Below are 25,284 nucleotides of genomic sequence, written 5' to 3'. Positions count from 1 at the left end.
TTTTTTATGCACCCAATTAAAGACATTTACCTAATTCGCCACGGAGAAACTGATTATAACAGAATGGGGGTGGTGCAAGGAAGCGGCATTGACGCCCACTTGAATGAATTGGGACGTCAGCAAGCTCAAGCGTTTTTTGATCATTATGAAGATTTATACATTGATAAAATTTATACCTCAGCTTTAATCCGCACACACCAGTCGGTGGATGGCTTTATTAAAAAAGGAATTGCTTGGGAACAACATACAGGATTGAACGAAATATCCTGGGGAAATAAGGAGGGGAAGTCGCCCAACACGGATGACGACCTTTACTATAAAAATTTAACCAGAACTTGGCGAGAAGGGAACATTCATGTACCTTCGGAGGAGGGTGAGAGCCCCGTGCAGGTTTTGGAAAGACAAAAACCCGTGGTTGATTTAATCCTTTCGCGTCCAGAAGAGCAGGCTATTTTGATTGCTATGCACGGACGTGCCATGCGAGTTTTATTGACACATTTGTTTGAACAACCCCTTCACAAAATGGATGATTTTGCTCACAGCAATCTCTGCTTATACCATTTACAATACTCTTACCCAGATCGTGCTTTTAAATTGGTAAAAGGACCTTTGACCGAACACCTGAAGCACTTGCCAGATTCCATGTAACATGAAGAGACAAAAGCTTTATTGGGTATTACAATTTTCCGGCTGGTTTGCCTGGACACTCAATGAGGCTTTATTGTACACCATGCAATACGGATGGAGATGGGCATGGCTCTATGCATTCGTGGGAAATATTTCATTGGCCATTTTATTGACACATCAATACAAGCAGATTACTCAAAAATACCAATGGCAAAATTATCCTCTTTTTAAATTATTGAGGAGAAATCTTCAGGCGCTCTTGGCTATGTCCGCCATTTTGTTGGCCTTTAACTTACCCTTGGATTTCGCCTTATTGCAAGAAAATTATGAGGTAAAATTAAATACCTTCATCATCCTGCAATACCTGTTCAATTTCATGAAACCTCTGGCAATTTGGCAGTTGATTTATTTCTTCTTTCAATACTCCCAAAGAAAATTAGAAATTGAAAGGCAAAACGACCAATTGGAGCGAACCATTCAGGAAACGGAGGGGAAGGTCTTACGCGCTCAAATGAACCCTCACTTCGTATTCAATGCGCTGAATAGTATTCGGGCATTAATCACAGAAGATCCGAATAAAGCTAAAAAAGGGATTAATCAATTATCGAAATTATTACGAAGTTCTTTATTGACAGAAAGGAAAAAGACGATTCCTTTGTCTGAGGAAATAGAAACCATTGTGGATTATCTGTCCTTGGAGAAAATCCGATACGAAGATCGTTTATTCTGGGAAGTGCAAATTCCGAAAGAGCATTTAAAAGCAGAAGTTCCACCCATGATTTTGCAGACATTGGTTGAAAATGCCATCAAACATGGAATTTCCCATTCGGTCAAGGGAGGCACCATACTGATTCAGGCGCATAAAGTAGGGAATTTGTTACATGCCTATGTCATTAATCCAGGAAACATCAAAACCAAAGAAAGTGAAACAGGAGTTGGGATAAAAAATTCCATCGCACGTTTGAAGATATTGTTTGGAGAGACCGCTCAACTAAGGCTTAAACCTTTCGACAAAAATCAAGTGATTGCCGAATTAATAATCCCTTATCTTGTGCCTTAATTCCTGTGTTTTTACAAAATAAACCCTATTATGAACGCTATTATTATCGACGATGAACGTTTAGCTAGAAACGAACTAAAACGATTATTAGAAAATTTCCCTCATATCCAGGTCATTGGAGAAGCGGCGAATACGGATGAGGCTGGGGCCTTAATTGAAGAGTTACACCCAGATGTCATTTTCTTGGATATCCAAATGCCTGGCAAAACAGGTTTTGAATGGCTAGAAGAATGGGACGGCTATTTACCTGAAGTAATTTTCACTACGGCATTTGATGAATATGCCTTAAAGGCTTTTGAAGTTAATGCCCTTGATTATGTATTAAAGCCAATTGAACTTTCTCGTTTGAGTGAAAGCATTCAAAAATTGGAAAAACAATTAGCCAATAAAACCAAATCTCATCCTGAACAGATTTCTGTTTCTCCTCAGCATTATTTGAGTGCACAGGATCAAATATTTGTGAAAGATGGGGAAAAGTGCTGGTTTGTTCGCTTGGATAAAGTTCGTTTATGCGAATCCATGGGCAATTATGTGCGCTTGTTTTTTGATGATCAAAAACCTTTGGTATTGAAATCCTTGAATGCTTTGGAAGACCGCTTAGATCCTAAAGTATTTTTCCGAGCGAACAGAAAACACATCATCAATCTCAATTTTATTGAAAAAATCGAGCCATGGTTTTCTGGAGGTTTACAAGTAACATTACAAGGTAAAGGAGAGAAAATCGAGATTTCTAGAAGACAATCCATTCGATTCAAAGAATTACTCTCCCTCTAATTTTTCTTTCTTTTTGCGAGAAGGGGCTTCGCCCAACACATAACCATATGCCTGCAATGATGGTACATAGTCAAAGATTACTTTGACTATGGCTGTCAAAGGCAAGGCCAAAATCAAACCTGGGATCCCCCAGAGCATTTCCCCCAACAGTAAGGCTAGCATGGCCACCATAGGATTAACACTTACCTTGGAACCAATCACCACGGGGGTGATAAAATTCGCTTCTATAAACTGTACTGCTGCGACCCAAGCGATGACTGCTACCGCATGAGATGGGCTCAGCACGATCAAACTCAATACAATAGGGCCACTAGCCCCCATCCAAATCCCTATATAAGGAATAAGCAATAATAGCCCCGTTAGAATACCAAAAAAGTAAGGATAGTCCACCCCTATCCACCAGAAACCCAAGGTATTTAAAATAGAAACGATAAGCATAACCACCATTAATCCTACCAAATATCCTTGCACAACCTGTCCTGTTTTACTCATAATCCCTTTCAAGATATGAGATTCAGTATTGGGGAAAACCATTTCTAAAAATTGGGCAAAAAAACTTCGATAATACAAGAAAAAGAAAACAAATATGGGAATTAGGATGATGGTCGTGATGGAATGAATAATGGTGCCAAAAGTAGTCGTCAAAATGGCCCCTGAATTCTTTAAAAGATTGATGGTTTGGTTACTGATTTCCACCATTTGCTTTTTACGCGAGATATTGAGATTTCTGGATAAAAAACTCTGTAAACTAGAAATGTACGATTCCGCTTTTTTAATAAAAATAGGCCAATCTGAGGCAAATTCAATCATTTGAACCGTCAAAATCGCCAAAACACCAGCTATAGCAGCTACGGTAATGATGAGGCAAATAGCGATGGAAACGGAGCGTGGAAGCCCTTTACTTTCTAACCAAGAGGCCAAAGGCAGTAAAAGCATGGCTAAAATTAAAGCCGCAGCTAAAAGAATCAGTAAATCCTGCAAAAGGTACAATCCCAAAACCAATAAGGAAATGGAAATCAAAACAGAGGCTAAACGGACTATATAGGAAGATTCTTTCGCCATAAACCAAAGCTAATGATTAAATTTAGTCGAAAAAAATTAATAATTTGGTAACATAGGCCTATCTATATTTGCAGCAAGTTTTAAAAGCACTTCACTAATTTCTTCACATGAGCCATCCCGCAGCCAATTCGACAAAAATTCTTTTGGTAGATGATGATCCTGATATTTTAGAATTATTGGAATATAATTTAGCGAAAGAGGGATTTTTGTTAGCCAAAGCGTCAGATGGAAAAGAAGCCATTTCGATTGCGCAAGAATTTAATCCACAATTAGTGATTTTGGATGTGATGATGCCAGCCATGGATGGTATTGAAACGGCTCGTCGAATGAAATCCATGCCAGAATTAAAAGATGCACTTATTCTATTTTTAACAGCCCGCGGAGAAGAATATACCGAAGTGGCGGCCTTTGATGCTGGAGCACATGATTACATCATCAAACCCATTAAGCCAAGAGCTTTGGTGAGTCGAATCAAAGCCATGTTAAAACGGGAAACCATAGAAGACAATCAAGAAGTTACCGATATTGGAGGCTTGCATATCAATCGTACGCAATATGCGGCTACATTTGATGGAAAGGCATTGGTTTTGCCCAAGAAAGAATTTGAATTACTTTCATTCTTAGCCAAAAACCCCAACAAAGTCTTTAACCGAGATGAATTATTGGAGAAAGTATGGGGCTCTGATGTCTATGTAGTAGAAAGAACGATCGACGTACATATCCGTAAATTGCGGGAGAAAATTCCTGAATATTACATCAAAACATTAAAAGGTGTTGGTTATTTATTTTCGATTGAAAAGAATTAATCTTAGCACATTTCCATCATTTATAGGTAAATTGCGCCCTCAATGAGGGGTTCTTATTTAATTCTAGCTCTATTTTTTTTGATTCATTCCTTGGTGGCCCAAAGCCCTAAGCGGGAATTGCGTGGCGTTTGGGTAGCTACCGTACAAAACATCGATTGGCCTTCTGCCAGAAACTACAATAGCATTAAACAAAGAGAGGAGTTTATTGACCTGATTGATTCACACCATCAAACAGGCATGAATGCCATTTTTGTGCAAGTTCGCTGCGCAGCAGATGCGCTATATGCCAAAAGCACAGAACCGTGGTCAACCTATTTATCTGGCTTTCAAGGGCAGGCACCTAGTCCATATTATGACCCTATGGAATTCATGATTGAGCAAAGTCATGAACGAGGAATGGAATTTCATGCTTGGTTAAATTTGAATCGGGCAACCATGTCCTCTAAAACCATTTTGAGTTCGGATCATTTGGCTCGTCGACATCCAGAATGGTTATTTTCCTACAATGGTCAATTGATTCTCAATTTTGGTATCCCTCAAGTTCGCCATTACATAGCCGAATTGGTCAAGAATTTGGTCAAGAATTACGATGTGGATGGAGTCCATTTTGATGATTATTTTTATCCTTATCCTGTCAAGGGAGCCACCATTCCTGATGAAAAAACTTACCAGCAATATAAATTCCCAGAAGAGAGTCTGTCAGATTGGAGAAGGAGAAATGTCAATATGCTCATTCAGGAAATTGCCGAAACAGTGAAGTCGACCAAGCCTAGGGTAAAGTTTGGCATTAGTCCATTTGGCATTTGGCGGCATCAAAGTATTGACCAAGAAGACGGATCTCCTACCCGAGCAGGCTTACAATCTTACGATGATTTATTTGCCGACACAGAATTATGGATTAGAAAAGGATGGGTGGATTATTTAGCGCCACAATTGTATTGGGGAACGACCCATCGGGTAGCACCTTACAAGGCATTGGCTACCTGGTGGAATGAACATAGTTTTGATAGACCAATCTACATAGGTCATGCAGCCTACCATTTGAGTGATTTATGGGCGCCTAGTGAGTTGTCCAAACAATTAAGCATTTCCAGAAGTTTACCTAAAGTTCAAGGAGCCATCTATTTCAGTTCCCGCCAGATTAGTCAAAATACCAAAGGCTGGAGGGATAGTTTACGAACGACGCATTTTGAGCATATTGCCTTGGTTCCACCTATGTTGTGGTTAGATAGTATAGCACCCACGGCACCCCATCAAGTGAACTTAGCCAAGCAAAAAGATCAGTGGATTTTACGATGGAAAGAAGGAGAACCAAGTTTGGACAATGACCCTCCTCGCTATTACTTAGTATATCGGATTCAAAAAGATGACATTGAACCTTTGGATAAAGCAGAAAACATTATTTATAAGGGATCAGAGAAACAAATAATAATTGATCCGAAATGGATCAAATCGGGTACAGGTTTTGTTGTAACAGCTTTGGACCGATTACATAATGAATCTATTCCAGGGACTATTCAATGGATAGTTCCTAACGTAGTTGAATAAATTGATGAACATGAAATTCTTGCATTTATCCGTTAAAGAAATTACTGAAGAAACGAATGATACCAAAACAATACATTTTTGGCATCCGATTCATGAGGCGCTAAGCTATCATTCAGGACAGTTTTTAACTGTTATTCCAGAAATTGATGGAAAAAAGATACGCCGCAGCTATTCTTTATCTTCATCTCCGTTGGTTGATCATTCTCCAGCGATTACCGTCAAGCGGATTCCTGGGGGTGCTGTATCTAATTATTTGTGTGATCAAATCAAGGTAGGAGATAATGTAGAAGTAATCGAGCCTATGGGCAACTTTTACATTGAGCCTCAAGCAAATGCGACAAAGACCTATGTTTTTATGGGAGCGGGATCAGGTATCACGCCTTTAATTTCCATGATCAAAACTTTGCTTAAAGCAGAACCTCAGTCTAAGGTATATTTGATTTATGGCTCCAGACATGAAAGTCAAATTATTTTCAAAAAAGAATTGGACCAATTGGAGCAGGATTATACTGGCCGTTTTCATGTTTTACATATTATTAGTCAACCAGCGGCTAATTGGCCAGGATTAAAAGGACGAATCAATAAAGCATCTACGGTTTATTATTTGAAACAAGAGTTTGGTTTACATATTTCCTTGGCGCATTATTATTTATGTGGTCCAGCGGGCATGATGGATGAGATTCAAGAAGCTTTAGGCATGTTCGATGTACCTGTTGCACATATTCACCGAGAATTATTTCATAGTAATTCGCAAACGGAAGAAATATCAGAAGATGATGGTAGCTTAAAAGAACAGGACATCACGATTATTTACGAAGGGAAGGAACACCGAATCACCGTAAAACCAAACGAAACAATTTTGGAGGCTGCCCTATCTGCCGATGTGGATATGCCCTATTCTTGTCAAGCCGGTATGTGTACCGCTTGTATGGGCTTATGCAAAAGTGGAAAGGTGATGATGGATGAAGAAGATGGATTGACGGATAATGAAATCAAAAAAGGCTATGTTCTTACCTGCGTGGCACACCCCTTATCTAGTGGTGTAATTATAGACTTAGATTAGTTTATCCATTTCTTGATTCAATAAAAAAATCATTTACTCGTTAACCTTGACAGCGCCCCCAGCGCTGTCAAGGTTTGATTTTCGCCTCAAAAATCTCTTGGATCCCAAGCCACTCGGGTATTGTCAAACAGTTGGCCCAACTGCTGCATATCTTCTGCTGAAATACTAAAATCAAACACTTCCATATTCTCTTGAATTCTCTCTCTTTTGACCGATTTCGGTATGGTCACAGCACCTAATTCCAGATTCCAACGAACTAATAATTGATAAGTACTTTTACCATATTTAGCAGCAATTTCATTCAAAACCACATCCTCTTTTTTCCACCCACGAACTAAAGGCGCATATCCTTCCACTTGAATATCATTTTCCTGATTAAATGCCAGTTCCTCGGGCATATAGCAAAAAGGACTCAATTCAAACTGGTTTACCGCCGGACAAATATTCGCATGAAGAAATAGCTCTTCTAAGTGCTTTCTATAATAATTAGAAACGCCAATGGATCGACATAATTTCTGTTCATATAGCGTTTCCAAGGCTTTCCATGTTTCTTTCCTAGCGGTTTCTTTAGGCCAATGAATTAAATAGAGGTCTAGGTATTCTAAACCCAAATCGCTCAGCGTTTTATCAAATGCTCTCAACGTGGAATCGTAACCCATGTCATCCATCCACACTTTACTGGTGACGAACAACTCCGACCTTTTTATAGCCGATTCAACGATTCCCTGACCTACTTCCTGCTCATTGCCATAAATGGCCGCGGAATCAATCAAACGAATACCCAAATCTAAAGCATCCAGTACCGATTGCTTCACCTCATCTTGCTGCTTGGGTGCATATAAACCTACACCTAATTGTGGCATCAAAATGCCATTGTTCAATGTTACAAATGGTATGCTCATTTTCGAATTTTCTTGGTTATCTCCTAGATTATTTTTGCTTATCTCCTAGATTTGTCAACTTTTAAAAAGTTGACAAATCTAAAGAAAAAATCAAATCAACATATTATCCTATTTATCAAGCATTTGATTTCTTCTTATCAATAAACCTATTTTTTCATCTGCAAAAGCCAAATACCTTCCGTATTTTTGTAAAAAAATATTCGCATGAGTAGAACGATCAGCGTAGAAGCGCCCCAAAGAAACTTTCTTCCTTCTAATTTCCAACTAAGTACTTGGGATAGTGTATTACCTTATTTTGAAAAACTAAGCTCTTTGAGCATTCAAAACCTAGAAGAATTACAACAATTTTGTATCAGTCGATCCGAATTAGAAAGCTATCTATCCGAAAACTTTGCTTGGAGATACATCAAAATGTCTTGCGATAACCAAAATGAGGAACTTCAGAAAAGTTACCAGCAGTTTGTCAATGACATTATGCCCAATGCTTCAATTTACGAAGATGCTTGGAACAAAAAAGTCGTTGAGTCTGGCTATGCCGATCAATTACCGTCACATGGTTATGGTATCATGCTTCGTGGGATGAAAAAGGCGATTGAAATATTTCGCGAAGAAAATATTCCACTTTATACGGAGCTATCCAATTTATCCACCGAATATGGCGCATTAACTGGCGGATTGATGGTGGAAATAGATGGCCAAGAAAAAACGCTTCAGCAGGCCAATGCCTATTTGGAGTCAACCGAGCGAAATAAAAGACAAGAGGTTTATTTACTTGTAGCAAATAAACGATTGAGTATTAAGCAGGAATTAAATGAGCTTTTCAACAAATTAATTGAGAGAAGACATCAAGTGTCTCAAAATGCTGGATTTGACAATTTTAGAGATTATTCTTTTGCCAGTTTAGGCCGATTTGACTACACGGCTGCCGATTGTTTTGAGTTTCATGAAGCAGTAGCTCAAACAGTTGTACCTATGGTCAACCAACAAGCTGCCAAAAGAAAAGATGTCCTTCAAGTCGAAGCCTTAAAACCTTGGGATAAAGCAGTAGACCCATGGGGGAGAAAGCCATTGGTTCCCTTCAGTACAGCGGATGAATTACTAACAAAAACCATCCAAGTATTTGATGAATTAGACCCATTCTTAGGTAATTGCCTAAAAGAAATGGTCAAATTAAACCGTTTTGATTTAGACTCTCGAAAAGGTAAAAACCCTGGTGGTTATAATTATCCCCTAGAAGAAAGTGGTTTCCCATTCATCTTCATGAATGCCGCTGGACAAGTGAGAGATATGGTCACTTTATTACATGAAGGTGGACATGCGGTACATTCCATTGTAACCAAAGATTTAGCTTTAAATGCCTTTAGAAATGTTCCATCAGAAGTAGCCGAATTGGCCTCAATGAGTATGGAATTATTAACCATTGATCATTGGGATATCTATTTCCCAAATCCTGAAGAAGCTAAAAGAGCTAAAATCAAGCACCTAGAAGATATTTTAGAAACGTTACCTTGGGTGGCCACCATCGATGCCTTTCAACACTGGATTTATGAAAACCCAACACACAGTCAAGCTGAGCGAGATGCTAAATGGCTAGAGATTATAGCCCGGTTCTCTGATAATATCACGGATTGGTCTGATTTGCAAGAGATTAAAACCAACATCTGGCAAAAACAATTGCACTTATTTGAAGTACCTTTTTATTACATCGAATATGCCATTGCCCAGTTGGGCGCTTTAGCAGTTTGGAGAAATTATTGCCGTCAACCGAAACAGGCATTAGAACAATATCTACAAGCTTTAGAATTAGGTTATACCGAACCGATGAAAACAATTTATGCCGCCGCAGGTATTGAATTCAATTTTAGTAAAGCCTACATTGCTGAATTAATGAGCTTTTTAGCTGAAAAAATCAAAAATTTAGAAGAAAGCTAAGCCGCTTATTTAAAGAAATTTTTTTTGTACCAATTTTGGACTTATTTTTGCATCGGATTTTTTACACAACTATATGAAATTGAAAAGTTTATTGCCTGCCCTTCTTGTTGTTGCTTTAGCGAGCTCATGCGATTACCAAAAAAACAATCGAATCAAACAAAAAGATGTTCGTCAAGGCGATACCTATGTATACGGTGTTCATCCGGATAGTGCCGCTGCACAAACAAAACAAACTTATACAGCAAAACCTGAATTGGAAGTTAAAGCCAACGAGCTTCGTGCTAAATTATACAGTGCAAAAAAGTAAGCAAGTTTAGCTCCCTGTTCTTCTTTATGATAGCCTCCGAATTTCGGGGGCTTTTTATTTGTCCATGAAATAATCGCGAATAAAATCCAGTTGGTAAATCAAGGCCGTATAGATACCCGCCCACAAAAAGGCAGAAATGGCCATAAAAAACAAAATCCTAGGTAATGGCACTTTAAAAGACAGAGCCAATAAACTTCCGCCAATAGGAGTTAAAAACAAGGGAGTACAGGCTGCAATCCCTTTGATTCCAAATTTTGTCCAAATCTTAACTGCCAATCGAGCGCGTTTACTGAAAACCAAGGGTTTTTGATTTCGCCATTTAGCAATATACTTGACCAACCATTGACCAAGGCTAATCATGAAACTGACTGTAATCATCATGCCTAACCAAGTGAAAAGAATCGTTTCCACCCAACTTAGACCTAAACTAAAACCCGTAATGGGGCCAGCAATGAACTTAATAGCTGTAGCTGCCATGACAGCTGAATAAGAAGACCAATCCATCCTTAGTTCATTTTATATTGACGCACACCCTTATCCAAAAACTCCACAAAATGATCTACGTTAGCGTCAAAAGCTACTGGAGCCACCATAGGTGCCCCCTCTTTACGAGGATCCAGTAAGACATAATGAGGCTGTGCATTGGAATTAAATCGACTAATCTGAAAATCCAAATTCTGGTCTCCTAGTGTATTTTTTTCTTGTCCATCTATTTTAGAAACATACCATTGGTCAGCTGGTAATTCTGTTTTATCATCACAATACAAGGCCACAATCACATATTCTTCTTGCAATCGCTTCAATACTTTGGGATCAGACCAGACATATTCTTCCATTTTACGACAGTTCACACATCCGTGACCCGTAAAATCAATGAACAAAGGTTTTCCTACTTGTATAGCATAAGCTTTAGCTTCCTGATAATCAAAAAAGCCCGTCAAACCCAGAGGCAACTCTAAAAAATCACCGTATTTAACCGCTCCTGTGGAGCCCGGTTTGATGCTTACTTCTCCTGAATTTCCTTTAAAATCTTGGCTACTCAATGGCGGTAACCAGCCAGATAAACCTTTCAAAGGAGCACCAAACATACCTGGAATTAAATACACCACAAAGGCCAGGATCGTCGTAGCAAATAAAGTTCTAGGGATCGATAGCTTCCCTGCGGGCCCATCATGAGGCAGGGAAATTTTGCCAAAAAGATATAAGGTTAAAGCACCAAAAATAGCAATCCAAATAGCCAAGAAAATCTCTCTATCTAATAAATGCCAGTGATACACTTGATCCGCCACACTTAAAAATTTAAAGGCTAAAGCTATTTCTAAAAAACCCAACACCACCTTCACCTCATTCATCCAATTTCCTGATTTAGGTAATTTTTGCATGAATCCAGGGAAAATAGCAAATAAAGTAAATGGAATAGCAAAGGCCAGAGAAAATCCCAACATCCCAATGATGGGCTTCACAAAGGCCCCTTGAGATGCGGCAATCAAAATACTCCCTGCTAATGGGCCTGTACATGAAAATGATACCAATACCAAGGTGAACGCCATAAAAAAGACACCGATAATCCCGCCTTTGTCTGACTTAGCATCCACGGAATTAACCATTCCGGATGGCAATACGATTTCGAAGGCCCCTAAAAAGGAGATTCCAAAAAAGATAAAAATGACAAAAAACAAGAGGTTCGGAATCCAGTGGGTACTTAGAAAATTGGCAAAACTAGCTCCTGCAAAAAAGGCTAATAAAGTCCCAAAAAACACATAAATCAAAACGATGAAGGACCCATATAAAAAGGCTAAACCTTTACCCCCTTTCTGCTTGGTGAAAAAACTCACCGTCATGGGAATCAAGGGATAGACACAGGGCGTTAATAAAGCCAAAAGACCTGCACCCATGGCAATCCAAAAAAATTGCCACAAGGATTCTGAAGGAGCTACTGGACTAGCATTGGCTTCAAAACTTGGTTCAAGGATTTTTTTTTTTGCTTCGTCTGTCATTACATCCGAGGCCGCAGCAGAACTTGCTATCACGAAGGGCCCCTTGACGGGTACACAAAGACCACTTTCATTGGAACATGCTTGAGAATCATAAATCCCTTCAATCTTCCAATTTTCAGCATTTATTTTAATTTTCTGTCTGAATTCCCCCTTTTCCGTAAAATAGGTATAGGTTCCATTCCAAATCTCTTTATCAAATTTAGAATGAGGATTAATTGCTTTTAAACCGCCCACTAACTCAAACCCAACTGGATTTTTGATAGTAACTGTAGTAACGACAGGACCTAATTCTTTATCAAAATCAGAAGAATATAAATACCAGCCTTTTTCTATTTTAACTTGAAATACAATTTCAGCTTCTTGACCTACTGAAGGCTTAGCAGGTTCTAAAGTCCAAGACCATTTAGCTGGAGCCAATTTTTGTGCTAGCACCGGGCTAAGCACAAAAAGAAACAAGCTTAGGATGAGTAATTTGTATTTCATAAGTTCAATATTTTCATTACCAAACGTCGTTTGGTATACATCTAGTTCGTGAGAGTGAAATAATTTTCAAAATTAAACAATTTAGTGGATATCTATGACAAATCTACTGAACGGAAAAGGCTATCAATTGGTTTTTCTATTCGGATAAAAAAACGTAATTTTGTGCCCATTCTCACGTAAATACGAACAATACATATCCATGGCTGCAAGCACATTCCCACAACAGCGCGATAACGAAATTTTTTCATTGATTAGTCAAGAAGCACACCGTCAGGAATTCGGTATCGAGTTAATCGCATCTGAAAACTTCACTTCTCCTCAAGTTATGGAGGCTCAAGGAAGCGTTTTGACGAATAAATACGCAGAAGGACTTCCAGGAAAACGTTATTATGGTGGTTGTGAAGTGGTGGATGAAGTAGAAACTTTAGCTATAGAGCGTGCCAAGAAATTATTTGGAGCTACTTGGGCTAACGTACAACCTCACTCGGGTGCTCAAGCGAATGCGGCAGTGTTTTTGTCGTTTTTAAACCCTGGCGACAAGATTTTAGGATTTGACCTTTCTCATGGTGGCCACTTATCCCATGGTTCTCCGGTTAACTTCTCTGGAAAATACTTTCAAGCATTTTTTTATGGAGTAGAAAAAGAAACAGGTTTAATCGATTGGGACAAAGTAGAAGCTACTGCGGCCAAAGAAAAGCCAAGATTAATCATTTGTGGTGCTTCCGCTTATTCTCGTGATTGGGATTATGCTCGCTTAAGAGCCATCGCTGACCAAGTTGGCGCCATATTATTAGCTGATATTTCACATCCATCCGCTTTGATTGCTAAAGGTTTATTGAATGACCCTATGCAACATTGCCATATTGTTACAACTACCACCCACAAAACACTACGTGGGCCTCGTGGAGGTTTGATCATGATGGGAAATGATTTTGAAAACCCATTTGGATTCAAAACATTGAAAGGTGATTTAAAAACAATGTCAGCATGTTTGGATGGTGCGGTTTTCCCTGGAACCCAAGGTGGTCCTTTAGAGCATGTTATTGCGGCTAAAGCCATTGCTTTTGGTGAAGCATTAACTCCTACATTTGAGGCTTATGCCAAACAAGTTCAAAGTAATGCTCAAGCTATGGCGAAAGCCTTTTTAGCCAAAGGATATGACATTATTTCAGGTGGGACCGATAACCACTTGATGTTGATCGACTTACGCCCTAAAGGATTAACGGGTAAATTAGCCGAAAACACCTTGATTAAATCAGACATTACCATCAATAAAAACATGGTGCCGTTTGATGATAAATCCCCATTTGTTACTTCAGGTATGCGTGTAGGCACAGCAGCGATGACGACCCGTGGTTTGAAAGAAACAGAAATGGAACAAATCGTGGATTTAGTGGATCGCGCTTTGATGAACCATGAAAACGAGACGGTATTAGCACAAGTTAAAACAGAAGTAAATCAGTGGATGAAGCAATTCCCACTTTATGTATAAAAAACAAACATGGCATTAGATCAGGATTGGGACGACGAGGACCAGGATGAAGATAAGGACGGCACTGAGATGTCGTTTATGGATCATTTAGAAGAATTAAGGTGGCATATCATACGCTCCTTAGCTTCTATTGTGATTTTTACTATCATAGCATGGATTTTCAGAAATGAAATCTTTGGTATCATCATTATGGGGCCTACCAAAGTTGATTTCTATACCAATCAAGTTCTTTGCCATTTAGCCGAATTAACAGGAATGACCAGCTTGTGTATGCAAGCAGCTGATTTCATTCTTCAAAGTAGAGAAGTGTCTGGACAGTTCATGATGGCTTTAACCCAGTCGATCATTGTAGGTCTGTTATTTGCATTTCCTTACGCCTTTTATGAAATCTGGCGATTTATCCGTCCAGGTTTAAAAGAAAAAGAACAAAAAGCCGCCCGCGGAGCCGTATTCTGGGTTTCTCTTTTGTTCTTTATTGGGGTATCATTTGGTTATTTTGTGGTAGCCCCCATGGCCATCAATTTCTTGGCGAACTTCAAATTAGATCCTAGCATCCAAAATCAATTTGATATCAACGATTACATTTCGTTATTGTCGATGTTGACCTTGGCTTGCGGCCTAACTTTCCAATTACCGATGATTGCATTTGTGCTTTCTCAAGTAGGTATTTTAACCCCTTCTTTCATGAGAGAATACAGAAAACATGCTTTAATCGTGATTTTGTTAGTAGCGGCTATCATCACCCCTTCCCCCGATGTGATTTCTCAATTATTGGTGGCCTTCCCTCTCTTTGGCCTCTACGAAATTAGTATCATCGTTTCTGGAAGAGTATTGCGCAGAAAAATGAGAGAAGAAGCGCTCGAATCGAATTCCTAATCGAGTTCCTAATTAGCAAACATGAATTACCTATCCGCGGAAAATATTTCTCGCAATTTGGGTGAGAGATGGGTCTTTAAAAACCTATTCTTTGGCCTACAAAAAGGAGAGAAAGTATCCCTCATTGGAAAAAATGGTACGGGTAAAACTACCCTGATGGAAACCTTGATGGGTCTCCAAAGCCCAGATGAAGGTAAAGTAACCATCCGCAAAGGCATACGCGTGGGATATCTTCCTCAAAATCCTATTTTTCAGGAAAATGAAGAAGTCCTCAACTACCTTTTTTCTGATGATTTACCAAGTGCTCAGGCTATCAAAGCCTATGAAAAGGCCATGATTTCAGGTGATGCCAAAGAACTAGAAGATTCTTTTGCACTCATGGAAGCCAATAATGCCTGGGATTATGAGGCTAGAGCCAAACAAATCATCACACGTCTTGGGATTCCAGATGGAGATCAAAAAGTAAGCACCCTATCTGGAGGTCAAAAGAAACGACTTTCTTTGGCTAAATTATTGATAGAAAGTCCGGATATTATGATTCTGGATGAGCCAACCAACCACTTGGATATAGAAACCATTGAATGGTTAGAAGGTATTCTTTCTGGTCCAAACGTCACGGTATTAGTGGTGTCTCACGATCGATATTTCCTAGATAAAGTATGTAATAAAATGTTGGAGCTAAGCAATGGTTCCATCTATACCTATGAAGGCAATTATGCCTATTTCTTAGAGAAAAAAGCCGAACGTGAAGCTTCCGAAGCTAGTACCATTTCCAAAGCAAAAAATCTGTACCGCAAGGAATTGGAATGGATGAGAAGACAACCCAAAGCACGTGGTACCAAGGCACAGTCACGCATCGATGCCTTTGCTGAAACAGAAGAAGTGGCTCATCGCAAAACAGATGACAGTAAACTGGAATTAAACATCCAGATGTCACGCTTAGGCAATAAAATCATTGAAATTAATCACCTCAAGAAAGCCTGGGGAGATAAAAAAATTGTCAATGATTTCACCTATACCTTCAAGAAAAAAGATCGCATAGGTATCGTGGGGAAAAACGGTGCAGGTAAAACCACCTTCCTTCAACTTTTAACTGGCTTAGAACAACCTGATGGAGGTACAATCGATCCAGGAGAAACGCTAGTAATTGGTTATTATACCCAAATACCATTTGAATTTAAGCCTGAACAACGCGTCATTGATACGATCACTGAAATTGCCGAAGTGATTCCTTATGGAAAAAATGAGTCATTAACCCCTAGTCAGTTCTTAAGCAAGTTTTTGTTCCCTACCGCCCAGCAATATACCCCAGTAGAAAAACTATCCGGAGGAGAGAAAAAAAGGCTACAATTAATGCAAGTATTGGTTAAGAATCCAAACTTCTTGATTCTGGATGAGCCCACCAATGATTTGGATTTAGATACCTTGCAGTTATTGGAAGACTTCCTCAGTGAATTCCAAGGTTGTTTGTTATTAGTCTCCCACGATCGGTACTTCATGGATAATTTGGTAGATCAATTGATATTAGTGGAAGGAGAAGGAGAAGTGAATTTCTTCAATGGTAATTATACTGACTATCGAATAGCCCTGGAAAATAAAGAAAAAGAACCTGTTGCCGAGAAAAAAAATCCAGCAACAGTAGTCGAAAATAAGCCTAAGCCCAAAGGGGCTAAATTAAGTTTTAAAGAAGCGAAAGAATTGGAAGAACTAGAAAAAGAAATGGCCGTGATGGAAGGGCAAAAAGATGCGCTCATTGAACGCCTAAGCAAAGGTTCAGACGATTTTCAAGACTTAACGGCTTGGGCAGCAGAAATTGAACGATTAAAAAATAGTTTAGAGGAAAAAGAATTGCGCTGGTTGGAGCTATCCGAGCGCGCTTAAATCATCACCTTATGAACGAAGGACAAGTATCCAATGACCCTTTACATGGCAAAACCTTAGCGTTCATCATGGAGCAATTGGTGGAGCGTTATGGATGGGAAGAACTAGCCCGAAGAATTCGTATTAACTGCTTTGCCATCAATCCAAGTATCAAATCTTCCTTGACTTTTTTGCGAAGAACTCCTTGGGCCCGACAAAAAGTAGAAAATCTGTACATCCGTACTAAATGGTAACAAAAAAGGCTCCTTTCGGAGCCTTTTTTGTGGAATATACTTTCCTAATTCTCAAAATAGATTTCCTTCAAACCATACAAGGGCTTATCTCCAGCATTCGGGTTAGAAAAGACAAAATATAAGTTCTGAGAACCAGATACACTAACTGGCATTCTAGTATCTCCCGTAGTACTGATATCAATCGACCCTAAAAGCGTACCGCTTGGACTACCTGATCTCAATTCCAGTTTACCTCCAACTGTTTGTCCTGGCATCACAAAAGAAGATACTTGGATCGACTTAATACCCGTCAAATCGATCATTCCAAAATTGGCATAACCTTTATCGGCTGTTGCTATCAATAATTCGCCAACACCATCGATCTTGTATTTCATGGTTTTAGATGTCTGATCTGCAGATGCTGCAGCCACACGTGAATTACGTAATGTAATCACCTGCTGACCTGTAGCAGAACCTACTTTAGAACCACCTTTATCGGTATAGCTAGCTACAAACAAGAATGTACCTGGTTTACCACCATCATTGGTCACAAACTCCCCTTTTAATGGTTTCGAGACTTTCTTGGTATCCGATAAACTTAAGATATAACGAACCATTTCTTTCGCTTCATCGGATTTAATTTGAGGGTGAGCAGCCATCACTTGTTCTCCCCAAACTCCACCACCACCCGAAATAACTTTCTTTGCCAACATGTCTACATTGGCTGCAGAAGCACGGTATTTCTTACTGACTTCAGTATACGAAGGTCCAATGGATTTCTTCTCTACGGCATGGCAAGTTTTACAATCAGAAAGTTCAATCAAACGCTTTCCATTGGAGAATGAAGTATTACTCTGATGTCCTTGCTCAATTAAGGTTTTGTCAAACCCTTGTAAGTAATTGATATTCAACACCACATCTTCCTCGGCAATTTTCTTATTACTTAAAGTTCCATCTTCTTTATCCTCCACTTTCACTTGGTATTTCACGGCCTTGTCATTCCAATAGAACGATTTATTCCCTTCAATACTCACATCTACTTTGGGAATTTCATTACCTACCTTCACGATGGTCTCCGCTGAACTAACATTGCCCTTCGCATCTTTCACTTTCAATACGGCTTTAAATACTCCTGATTTAATAAACGTAATACTCGGATTAGCCAATGTACTAGTTTGTCCATCACCAAATGACCAAGCATATTTAATGGCATCTCCATCATAGTCCAACGTTCCTTCCGAAGAGAATTTTACTTTCAAAGGCGATGCTCCTACTTTCTTATCTACCGCAATTTCCACCTTAGGAGGACGGTTACCACCATTATATTCAATTTTATACAAAGTCGCCTCCTCGTTTTGAGCAAACCAATTTGGACCATATTCTAAACCATAGAAAGTACCATCTTTAGCAAATTGCATGTCAATAGGATGAGAAAACTTCACCGAAGGCAAGAAGCGCTCCATGGAATCAAAATCTCCATTTTGTTTCATCGTAACAGTATAGATAATATCTCTAGCCCAATCGTAAGCAAACAATTTTCCATCGTAATAGGATGGGAATTTTGTTTTAGAAGTGCTGGGGAAATCTTCTGAATAATACACAGGTCCTGCCATGGCATTTCTAGATCCTTTTCCAATGACTGGACCAAATTCTGGAGAATCTACATAAGGATAGAAAATAAATGCTTTTTGAGGTTTAGGCAAATGTGCAAATCCAGTATTGTGAGGAGAATGATTGATAGGTGCCTCCACACTAAATTTCGCCCAAGTACTATCCTTCACAAAATCACGTTGATTGTACGTTTGATTATTTCCCACAAATAATGGCCAACCAAAATAACCTGCTTCACGTGCCTGATTCACTTCATCATAACCTCTTGATCCATATTTAGGTGAATTTTCACCCGCATCTGGACCTACTTCGCCCCAATATAAGAAGCCTGTACGCTGATCCACTGCTATACGGTAAGGATTACGATTACCCATCACATAAATCTCCGCTTTAGCATGTGGAGTTTTCTCTGGGAACAAATTACCCTTGGGAATCGTATAAGAACCTTCTGGTGTTGGCTTAATACGCATAATCTTACCTCTTAAATCATTCGTGTTAGAACTCGTAGCACGTGCATCCCAGCCCGCTCTTCCAGGACGATTGTCGATCGGACCAAATCCGTTGGAATCAAATGGATTGGTATCATCACCCGTAGATAAAAACAAGTTTCCCTCTTTATCCCAAGCAATAGAACCTCCTGTATGACAACATCCTGTACGTTTAACTGGAACACGTAATAATACCTTCTCTGTATTCATTAACAAGGTATCTTTCACATCATCATAAGTAAAACGAGATAAATGTTGTGCTGTATCAGCCTGACCTGTTTGTGGAGAATAAAACAAATAAATCCACTTGTTTTGATCATAGTTAGGATCAATATTCATCCCCATTAAACCATACTCAAACTTATTGAATACATCCAAGTTAGCGATTACTTTCGTTTTGCCTTTTTTAGGATCAAACATCTTCAATTTACCTTTACGCTCAGCAAAAAAGATTTTTCCCTGATTCGTTACCGCCAATTCAGTGGGTTCATCCAAATTACGATCTAAAGTAATTTTAGTGAATCTATTTTCTTCGGGAAGAACTCCTGTGCGTAATTTTTTAGTATAATCGATGTCAGCGCCTGAAGCCACCCATTGTAACCCTCCCCAGATATGTTTTAACACTAAGTCCTCTGAAAAAGTCTCATGGGTATGTCCCCAGTTGGTATAAAATGCACGACCGCCATCAAATTCATGGTACCAGGCCATTGGGTGAAAATCCCCCATTTTACCATCTTTATACGTTTTTTCGTCTACAGTCACCAACACTTTAACGTCTTTGTTAAACTCTTTGATGTCATAAAATTCATCCTTACGAATAAAACTAGCCGGCATGTGGGAGGTGGAAATATGACTTCCATCGACCACCGTCATTTTCCCTTCTTGAACATTCGGACGACCAGGATGTGAGGCGAAATAGCCTCCAGATAATTTACCATACCAAGGCCAATCATATTCGGTGTCCGTAGCCGCATGGATACCAAGATATCCTCCTCCTGCCTGAATAAATCGCTCAAATGCGTTTTGCTGAGGAGCATTCAACACATTTCCTGTCGTATTTAAAAACACCACTACTCGGTATTTCTTTAAATTATTTTCAGCAAATGCGGCAGCGTTTTCTGTGGTATCCACGGAAAAACCCTTTTCAGCGGCCATTTTCAAAAATGCTATTTTGCCAGGTTCGATAGAACTATGACGAAACCCTTTGGTCGATGAAAAGACCAAAACCTTTTTACCTTTGAGTACGTTTTTATCTTGCGCAACAAGTGAGAACGAAAATAAACATGCAAGACAGATGCTCGCCATGATTCGGACAGAGCCGAAGAAATTGTGTTTCATATGATATTACAGTCTTAAAGAATTGGTAAAGTTAAATTAAAAGCTTCATTTTCGATTAAATTATTCAAAATTTTTATTCAAATAATACCATGAAAAAAATCGTCCTTTTACTCGCCGTACTCCTTGGTTTTCAAGAACTAAGCGCCCAATCCTGCTGCTTTCTCAAAAAAGATGACATGCAATTAATGGCATCCAATAAGGCCTTTCAACGCTCTCATAAATTACCTAAGCCTTATGTGCACATTTCAAAAACAGGTGGAGAAATGATAGAATTCAGTACTCCTGATGGCCAAAAAGCCAAAGCTTTTTTTATCAAAGCAGCCCAACCAACCAATAATACCTTATTCGTATTTCAAGAATGGTGGGGACTAAATGATCATATAAAAAGAGAAGCCGAACATTTCTACAGTACCTTAGGCAATGTCAATGTATTAGCCATTGATATGTATGATGGGAAAGTGGCCTCCACGCGCGAAGACGCTGGAAAATACATGGGGGAAGCTAATCCTGCCCGACTAGAAGCCATCATTCGTGGTGCGATTAATCATGTTGGACCACAAGCTAAAATTGCCACCGTAGGCTGGTGTTTTGGTGGGGGATTATCCTTAAAAGCATCTATTCTTGCTGGTAAACAAGGAGTTGCCTGTGTGATGTATTACGGAATGCCTGTTAAAGATATCTCTGAATTAAAAGCCTTAAATACGGATGTTTTAGGGCTTTTTGCGGGTAAAGAACAATGGATTTCCCCTAAAGTAGTAGCAGAATTTGAAGAAAACATGAAGGCCGCTGGTAAAAAATTACAAGTGAAAAGCTTTGATGCCGAACATGCCTTTGCCAATCCTTCTAACCCTGCATTTGACAAAAAATCCACCGAGGAAGCATGGAATATGGCCATTGCTTTCATCAAAGAAAGAATAAAATAATATCATTGGGCAGCTTCTAAAGCATTTCTTTCAACACTTCAGAAGCTGCCCGATAACCAGATGAAATAGCCCCATCTAAATATCCACTCCATTTTTCTGCCGTCTCTGTTCCTGCAAAATGGACATGCTGAAATGGCGCTCTAATTTGATGACCAAATTGAGTTAAGGTATTTGGCCCCATCAACCCCGTATAACATCCACGAGAATACACTTCCTCTGTCCAGCATTTGTCGATATATTGTATTGGCAATGAAGCCTGATGACCAAAAAATTTCTCCACTCGCTCTAACACCATTTTTTTCCGAGTCCCTTCCTCCAAATCAATGAAATTTCGGGCATCATTTCCTTCCACAAATACCAATAATACTCCTTGATCGGAATCAGCATGTCCCACATCAAAGGTCACTTTAAGCGGATATTCATCGCTCACGATTTGCCCACTAAAGCCCATTTCTCTCCAAAAAGGTGTAGGGTAAATTAAATACACTTTCATGGCAGCTCCCATGGGCATTCTCTGATATAATTGCGCTTTTTGCTGGGGCAAAGGAGGATCAAATACCAGGGTATTTATTAACACTGGAGGGATGGTTACAATACATTTCTTAGCTTTAATCCTCAAATTGGCTGACTCCGCAATGATGCCTCCTTCATGTTGACTCAAATACGCTAAAGGTTCCTGAAGATGGATTTTGTCCATAAAAGGATTAGCTATTTTTTTAACCAGTCCCTGAGTTCCTCCTTTCAATATACTTTGTTGAGCTCCATTTTTTATGGAAATGAGGGTATCCATATTATCCCCCGACTTAAAATAAAACAAGGCGAAAAGTAGGGAGATTTCTGATGCTTCTGCAGCAAAAACAGTTTGTATCCCTATCTCAAATAAGTGTTTGGCTTTGGCTGTCCATATATGTTTTTCCATCCAAGTAGCCAAAGTCATGGCATCATATTCCCTGGCTTTCGGGTGATTCCAAGGTTCAGAGGTTGATATTTGATCCGATAATTTATTCATTTTATGGATCGCCCATCCTAGGTCAATCAAAGAAATGGGATCTATTTTAGGAATCGTACCTGTATAGGAACTGATTTTATCTTTAAATTTCAATAGATTCTTTCCTTGGTCATAGGTTTCATAGGTTTCTGTTTGAGTTTCCTTAATCCATTCCCAAACCAAATGTTGCGTTGGTCCAACCCACTTCGCACCCATATCAACCGTCACGCCTGATTCCAAATCCTCTGTTAAGGTTCTTCCTCCTATTCGATCTCTAGCTTCCATCACGATAAAATCTTGATGGGCTGCCTGCAATTTTTTAGCTGCCGCGATACCCGCATAGCCTGCTCCTACAATCAATATGTCCGTACTAATCTCTTTCATGTTTCATCCTTCTATTTTGCCATTTCCAATACAATCTATAAGCTAAAGGCCACTGGGTGAACTTGCTAGAATCACCTTTCTGCTCCCAATTTTTCACCAATTGAAGACAATTCTCAATGGCCCCCTGACTGAGCTCTTCCCTCTTTTTGATATCCTTACTGACTGCCAATACCCTATCTAGTTCCATCCAGCTGTTTTCTTTTTCTTGTTGAAACGGCTGAATGAATGCCAAAATAGAAAAGTAATCGACCAATGCTTTCCGATGAATTTTTTCCCATTGCCACCAATAAGATGCATCCATACGGGCACTAGCCTGCGGGAATACGTCGGTATTCAAGGTAGATGTTCCAAAATAAAAGGGTTTAAAAACCGACAAACAAGGCGCAGATGATCCTGTCAACCAAACACTTGATTGGGCATTTTCCCTCAATTCAGCCACCATACTACCTGTGGTTTGAGAAGGAGTCAATAGTCCTTGTGCATGCAAACAAATATTTCCCATATCTCCTTGGCAGGGCTCGAAATTATCCTTGATTCGGTGGCTTCTCAAAATCCCAAAGGCATCTTGAATGGTAAATTTACCACTTTTTGATACGGGAACTTGAAGTTCACATTGCTGTTTTCGGGAGGCTCCTCGACCTAAAAATGTCATGATGGGCTCTGAAAAGGCCCCTTGAAAATCAAAAGGAACATCCTGTTTCATCCAAGATTTTTGATAGGCGAAGTCTTTGGCCTCCGGATGAATCTGATCAAAATCTGTCCCAAGTGTCAACACATTGGAAATAGCATAAAAAGATTTAATTCGTTTATAGGCCCAAAATGGCCCAGCCGTTTCTACTACATAGGCTGAATGAGGATCAGCTATCAGAAAACTATTACTGTAATACATCCCTTTATCTTGATAACCTCCACAAGCATCTTGACCGTATTTCCCTAAAAGTTCAATGATTATACCTAAAGCCTCTTCTGCTGTTGTAGACTGTTCCAAGGATAAGCGCAATAAGTCCATCCCAGTCAAACCATTGTTTTTCTTCCCCAACTTCATTTTGGTAAACACGGCTTCATTTCCTATAGCCACACCATATTCATTCACTCCCATTTCTGCGCCCCACATGTGAAATGGCTTTGAAAGTATGACTTCATGAACTTGTTCGGGACAATCCACAACAATAAAAGTTGCCTGTACTCGTTTTTGAGGTCGGTTATGTGCTGGAAATCGGGAGATTTGTTGAGCTTCATTAGGCTCTCGATCGGAATTTTTAGCCAAGATGGCATTCCCATGTAAATTCCGATGAGAAGGACTAAAAAAAGTATCACACATGCTTGGAAGGTTTAGAAAGCCAAGAATAATAGTACAAGTATGGAATTTATTTCACGCTTCTCAAAATAAAACCCAATGCTAAAAATCCAAATTACAACACTACATGATAATTCATTCAAAAACCTTAAGTTTGTAATCTATCAAATGCGCTTAAAGCAATGAAATACCTGGTTCTATTTTGCTTGATTTCTTTCAGTATACCAGCTCATAGCACGGTAGCGGACTCAAAAATGGAATTGAGCTATTCGAGCTCTAGTAACAAGAAAGTGGCTAAATATCGAAAAAAGAAAGGTTTTCTTTGGGGACTTTTCAAAAAGAAGAAAAAAGGCTGCGATTGCCCTAAATTATAAAAAAATTATTTTTTCTTGAAGTCTTTAGCTTAAACCAGAATGGGATTTAAAGCTGAGGCTGCATCATTTCCGGGAGCTAGGCCTTGAAACCAACGCTGGCGATCCGCTTCTTGATTGTCATTTTGTGGTTCTATAATTTTTGCATCCGCATCTATAAAAATGATGGTCATCACTTCCCTCATTTTATTCGAATGGTTACCCGGTGCGGCATGTAAAGTCCAACCTTTATGAAAAGTAGCGTCCCCAGCTTTCATGGTTTTTTGAGCCACGATGGGGAAATTATTTTCCTTGACAAACTGCCCAATCATTTGTTCAGACTCATCTGAAATATGCACCAAAGGTAAACTGACATCTTGAGTACCTGAAGCAAAAGTTAACATGCCCATCTCTTCATCGATATCCACCAAAGGCATCCACATGGTAACTGTATTCTTGGTATCCAATGGCCAATAATACTGATCTTGATGCCATGGTGTTAAGCCTCCACCTGGCTCTTTAAATAAAGCTTGATCATGGTAAAGACGAACATGCTGGACACCCAATAAATCAGCTGCTATTTGCGCAAATCGTTTCGCTAAAGTAAATTCCCTGATTTTGGTATCTTCTTCCCACAAATTCATCATTTGCAAAAATGCTTTACCATAGGTATCGCGTTCAGCTAAGGACTTTTGCTTTGCACGAAAATCCTTAGCCCAGCGATTGATTGCTTCCCGATAGGGTTGCAAATCATCGGCACTTAACACGTCTGGTAAAAAGACGTGTCCATTCATATTAAAATAGGTTTTGTCTGTGTTCTTCAGTAAGTAAGCTTGATCAAGCATCTAGCTAAATTTTAGGTCAAAGTTCAGGAAAAAGAATC

At 39.3% G+C, this 25,284-nt stretch carries 21 protein-coding genes; 13 read left to right on the top strand and 8 right to left on the bottom strand.

Going from position 1 to position 25,284, the window contains the following annotated elements:
* Positions 1-6: 6 nt before the first annotated feature.
* Genes EWU23_RS06410 through EWU23_RS06400 form a run of 3 tightly spaced genes read left to right on the top strand, consistent with a single transcriptional unit; the run spans position 7 to position 2,461 of the window.
* Positions 7-648, top strand: coding sequence for a histidine phosphatase family protein (locus EWU23_RS06410; RefSeq protein WP_166229980.1), 642 nt, complete (start codon positions 7-9; stop codon positions 646-648).
* 1 nt (position 649) lies between these two features.
* Positions 650-1,687 carry a sensor histidine kinase gene (locus EWU23_RS06405; protein WP_166229978.1) on the top strand — a complete coding sequence of 346 codons (1,038 nt, stop codon included), beginning with the start codon at positions 650-652 and terminating at the stop codon, positions 1,685-1,687.
* A 30-nt stretch (positions 1,688-1,717) separates the two neighbouring features.
* The gene (locus EWU23_RS06400; RefSeq protein ID WP_166229976.1) at positions 1,718-2,461 is read left to right on the top strand and encodes a LytR/AlgR family response regulator transcription factor; all 744 of its coding nucleotides are present in this window, start codon (positions 1,718-1,720) and stop codon (positions 2,459-2,461) included.
* Here EWU23_RS06400 and EWU23_RS06395 read toward each other — a convergent pair.
* A complete protein-coding gene (locus EWU23_RS06395; RefSeq protein WP_166229974.1) occupies positions 2,447-3,523 on the bottom strand; it encodes an AI-2E family transporter in 1,077 nt (358 codons plus the stop codon). The two genes, EWU23_RS06400 and EWU23_RS06395, sit on opposite strands and share 15 nt — an antisense overlap.
* Before the next feature lie 107 nt (positions 3,524-3,630).
* Between EWU23_RS06395 and EWU23_RS06390 the strand changes: the two genes are divergently transcribed.
* The 3 genes from EWU23_RS06390 to EWU23_RS06380 are packed head-to-tail and all read left to right on the top strand — an operon-like array spanning position 3,631 to position 6,940.
* The gene (locus tag EWU23_RS06390) at positions 3,631-4,329 is read left to right on the top strand and encodes a response regulator transcription factor (protein ID WP_166229972.1); all 699 of its coding nucleotides are present in this window, start codon (positions 3,631-3,633) and stop codon (positions 4,327-4,329) included.
* Between the two features lie 42 nt (positions 4,330-4,371).
* A complete protein-coding gene (locus EWU23_RS06385) occupies positions 4,372-5,877 on the top strand; it encodes a glycoside hydrolase family 10 protein (protein WP_166229970.1) in 1,506 nt (501 codons plus the stop codon).
* A 10-nt stretch (positions 5,878-5,887) separates the two neighbouring features.
* On the top strand, positions 5,888-6,940 hold the full coding sequence (locus tag EWU23_RS06380; protein WP_317164298.1) for a ferredoxin--NADP reductase: 1,053 nt from the start codon (positions 5,888-5,890) through the stop codon (positions 6,938-6,940).
* A gap of 86 nt (positions 6,941-7,026) precedes the next feature.
* On the opposite strand, the gene EWU23_RS06375 is transcribed toward EWU23_RS06380, so the two are convergent.
* Complete coding sequence (locus EWU23_RS06375; RefSeq protein WP_166229966.1) at positions 7,027-7,842, bottom strand: aldo/keto reductase; 816 nt, start codon at positions 7,840-7,842, stop codon at positions 7,027-7,029.
* A gap of 204 nt (positions 7,843-8,046) precedes the next feature.
* On the opposite strand from EWU23_RS06375, the gene EWU23_RS06370 reads away from it, so the two are divergent.
* Together EWU23_RS06370 and EWU23_RS06365 are read left to right on the top strand one after the other, a co-directional pair.
* Positions 8,047-9,774 carry a M3 family oligoendopeptidase gene (locus tag EWU23_RS06370; RefSeq protein ID WP_166229964.1) on the top strand — a complete coding sequence of 576 codons (1,728 nt, stop codon included), beginning with the start codon at positions 8,047-8,049 and terminating at the stop codon, positions 9,772-9,774.
* Between the two features lie 73 nt (positions 9,775-9,847).
* A complete protein-coding gene (locus EWU23_RS06365) occupies positions 9,848-10,081 on the top strand; it encodes a hypothetical protein (RefSeq protein WP_109322027.1) in 234 nt (77 codons plus the stop codon).
* A 54-nt stretch (positions 10,082-10,135) separates the two neighbouring features.
* Here EWU23_RS06365 and EWU23_RS06360 read toward each other — a convergent pair whose 3' ends face one another.
* Positions 10,136-10,585, bottom strand: a complete 450-nt coding sequence (locus EWU23_RS06360) for a hypothetical protein (RefSeq protein ID WP_166229962.1) — start codon at positions 10,583-10,585, stop codon at positions 10,136-10,138.
* Positions 10,586-10,587: 2 nt separating this feature from the next.
* Entirely contained in the window at positions 10,588-12,561 is a 1,974-nt protein-coding gene (locus EWU23_RS06355; protein WP_166229960.1) for a protein-disulfide reductase DsbD family protein, read from the bottom strand.
* A 199-nt stretch (positions 12,562-12,760) separates the two neighbouring features.
* Here EWU23_RS06355 and EWU23_RS06350 point away from each other — a divergent pair, with 199 nt between their 5' ends.
* Genes EWU23_RS06350 through EWU23_RS06335 form a run of 4 tightly spaced genes read left to right on the top strand, consistent with a single transcriptional unit; the run spans position 12,761 to position 17,043 of the window.
* Positions 12,761-14,053: a serine hydroxymethyltransferase gene (locus EWU23_RS06350; protein WP_166229958.1), complete on the top strand. Its 1,293-nt coding sequence runs from the start codon at positions 12,761-12,763 to the stop codon at positions 14,051-14,053.
* A 9-nt stretch (positions 14,054-14,062) separates the two neighbouring features.
* Entirely contained in the window at positions 14,063-14,929 is an 867-nt protein-coding gene (tatC, locus tag EWU23_RS06345) for a twin-arginine translocase subunit TatC (protein WP_166229956.1), read from the top strand.
* 21 nt (positions 14,930-14,950) lie between these two features.
* Entirely contained in the window at positions 14,951-16,810 is a 1,860-nt protein-coding gene (locus EWU23_RS06340) for an ABC-F family ATP-binding cassette domain-containing protein (protein WP_166229954.1), read from the top strand.
* An 11-nt stretch (positions 16,811-16,821) separates the two neighbouring features.
* Positions 16,822-17,043, top strand: a complete 222-nt coding sequence (locus EWU23_RS06335; RefSeq protein WP_166229952.1) for a VF530 family protein — start codon at positions 16,822-16,824, stop codon at positions 17,041-17,043.
* A 44-nt stretch (positions 17,044-17,087) separates the two neighbouring features.
* Here EWU23_RS06335 and EWU23_RS06330 read toward each other — a convergent pair whose 3' ends face one another.
* A complete protein-coding gene (locus EWU23_RS06330; RefSeq protein ID WP_166229950.1) occupies positions 17,088-20,459 on the bottom strand; it encodes a ThuA domain-containing protein in 3,372 nt (1,123 codons plus the stop codon).
* An 89-nt stretch (positions 20,460-20,548) separates the two neighbouring features.
* On the opposite strand from EWU23_RS06330, the gene EWU23_RS06325 reads away from it, so the two are divergent.
* Complete coding sequence (locus EWU23_RS06325) at positions 20,549-21,382, top strand: dienelactone hydrolase family protein (RefSeq protein ID WP_166229948.1); 834 nt, start codon at positions 20,549-20,551, stop codon at positions 21,380-21,382.
* A gap of 16 nt (positions 21,383-21,398) precedes the next feature.
* On the opposite strand, the gene EWU23_RS06320 is transcribed toward EWU23_RS06325, so the two are convergent.
* The 3 genes from EWU23_RS06320 to EWU23_RS06310 form a co-directional block, all read right to left on the bottom strand.
* Positions 21,399-22,754 (bottom strand): flavin monoamine oxidase family protein, encoded by a 1,356-nt coding sequence (locus EWU23_RS06320; RefSeq protein ID WP_166229946.1) that lies wholly within the window; start codon positions 22,752-22,754, stop codon positions 21,399-21,401.
* Complete coding sequence (locus EWU23_RS06315) at positions 22,741-24,075, bottom strand: carcinine hydrolase/isopenicillin-N N-acyltransferase family protein (protein WP_166229944.1); 1,335 nt, start codon at positions 24,073-24,075, stop codon at positions 22,741-22,743. The genes EWU23_RS06320 and EWU23_RS06315 overlap by 14 nt, the downstream gene beginning before the upstream one ends.
* Positions 24,076-24,454: 379 nt before the next feature.
* Positions 24,455-25,246, bottom strand: a complete 792-nt coding sequence (locus EWU23_RS06310) for a phytanoyl-CoA dioxygenase family protein (RefSeq protein WP_166229941.1) — start codon at positions 25,244-25,246, stop codon at positions 24,455-24,457.
* Between the last annotated feature and the right edge of the window lie 38 nt (positions 25,247-25,284).

It is taken from the genome of Aquirufa beregesia (assembly GCF_011090385.1).
In the GTDB taxonomy this organism is placed as follows: Bacteria; Bacteroidota; Bacteroidia; order Cytophagales; family Spirosomataceae; genus Aquirufa; species Aquirufa beregesia.
The sequence above is the reverse complement of the archived record's forward strand: the minus strand, read 5'-3'. Positions and strand labels throughout refer to the sequence as shown.